A 2,329-nucleotide genomic window follows, 5' to 3' on the forward strand; every position below is an offset into this window, starting at 1 on the left:
GATTCTTATCATCCTCATCCTTGATACCATCGTTATCATCATCTGGATCGGTCACATCTGGATCACCATCGCCATCTGTGTCACGTTGAACCGTGAGGACAACAACTGTATCAACGCTTTCTAAGATACCTGCAGGAGTTGTTACGCGATTACCTAATGCATTGTAGCTCTCTACTGTCACAGGAATACTGAATGTACGTGATGTTTCATTGTCATTCGCCCAATCTGTAACAACAGCTGCACCGCTTATATAGCCACGATCATTGATTGAAACGCCTGTCAAACCTGTAGGTAAAGTTCCTTGAACGCCTTTAGTGTACGGCTTATTGCTATCAACAACTTTTTCAGAAGCAATACGCGCTTTTTCAGTAACTGTTTTGGTTTTTCCAGTTGCTGTCAAATCTGTAAAGACTTTTGATGTGCTATCTTGTCTATCTGGAATACCGTCATTGTCATCATCAGAATCTGTTTTATCTGGAATGCCATCACGGTCTGTGTCGCGATCTACAATAATAGTAACATTTGTCTTAGCTGTTTCGATAAGTCCTGTTTCAGGATTATTAAATGCTACTTCAACAGGAACAACAAAGCTTTTAGTTTCAAGAGTTCCCCAGTCTGCCACTACAGGAGTACCTGTTAATTGACCAGTTGAGTCAATGTCAAGTCCTGTTAAGCCTGTAGGCCAAGTCACTGAAGTCACATCAGATGGTTTTTTGTTAATCGTAACCGCTTGAGTAGCAGGAACCGCAACACCCTCCATCGAAGTGATTGTTTTTCCTGTTGCTGTTAATTTGGTGAAGACTTTTTGTGTGCTGTCTTCTCCATCTGGAATACCATCGTTGTCATCATCCGGATCCGTCACATCTGGATCGCCATCGCCGTCCGTGTCACGTTGAATTGTAACCGGAACATAAACTGTGACAACTTCAGAGGTTGAATTACCAGTTGGTCGGCTAACACTCAAGGAAACGCGGACAGGAATCTTAACATCACGGGTCTCATCAGTTATACCGTACCAGCGTGGAGCCTTAGGTGTTCCCACAATGACACCATTGGCATCAACAGATAAGCCATAAATTGCACTTGAAGTTAGTTTGGCTTCTGTATAATTAGGGGTAACGACGACTTTATCTGAGTCAACTTTTGCTTTATCAATAAAAACATTTGAGGTCTCTACTTTTGCACTTAGTTTTTCCGCCCAGAGCGCATACAAGGTCATGTGATCAGCCGAGAGTTTTTGCCCTGTCTTATACTGACTAGTCGTTGATATTTGGTCGGTGGTCCATCCAATCAAATTATATCCCGGACGGTTGTATCCTTGATTACGAACGTAGAAAGCTTGATTCTTACGATATTCTGTATTGATAACACGACCATTTCCTCCATTTGGATCAAAGGTCACAGTCACTTTATCAGTCGTAGGATCAGTAACCCACTCTGCAAAAAGCTCCAAACTACTTCCTGCAAAATCGTTGAATTGAAGCTCATGCTTAGGTAAATAGCGCGTTCCTTTTCCATCTGCTTTTGTGTTCCAACCGACGAAGACAAGCCCCTCTTTCGGTGGTGTCATAGCGCCTGGATCAGCAATCGCGATATTTTCTTTGAACTTCAAGTCTGAAGTTGTTGGAGGATTTGCACCACCATTGGCATTATAGTTAAGGGTTTTGGTTGGGTAGTTCCAAACAGGTACATAGATGGTACCGTGCTCAGAAATTTGTAGCGTAGATGGATTTACACTTTCCAAACGGCCATTATAAAGTCTATACCATTCTGGTTGCAAGGTAGTGCCATCATAGTTAAGCTTGTCATTCACAGTAAGTGTGCCATCGAAGGTACGGCTAGTATCTACAATCAGAGTTCCGTTTGGATCAACCATAACAGAACCATCGCTATCAAGAACACCGTAGAATACTGCTCCCTTATCAGTTATTGTTTTACCTGGATCAACCAAGAGCACGTATTTATCATTCGAAACACTCGTATCAAGAACGGTTTCATTATGGACGATAACAGGAATAAACTCTTTTTCCCAGATACCATAGTAAACCAGTCCACCAGCCGACATTTTAATGTTAGAAAAATCAACTGGATCGCCTAAGCCGTTTTTGGTATCATACCACCCTTTGAAGAGATAAGTTACACCGGAAACATCCGTTTTCTTCGTAACATACTGCTTATAATCCGACGGAACCACCGGACTTAGTGAGTCTAGGTAGGCTAATCTTTCAGTCTTGACCGTTCCGTTTGCATCATTAGATATAAATTTAACATCATAACGCTTTTTACGATAGTAAACTACCATATCTTCTGTAGTCAGCTTGGTTCTGGC

Annotated in this window: 1 protein-coding gene; it reads right to left on the reverse strand. The window is 41.9% G+C overall.

The window, feature by feature from the left end; translation table 11 throughout:
• Positions 1–2,329 (reverse strand): InlB B-repeat-containing protein (locus ABT245_RS45725; protein WP_351747051.1); only part of this gene is annotated, 2,329 nt, incomplete at both ends.

The organism is Streptomyces sp. NPDC001508, assembly GCF_040298665.1.
Taxonomy (GTDB): domain Bacteria; phylum Actinomycetota; class Actinomycetes; order Streptomycetales; family Streptomycetaceae; genus Streptomyces.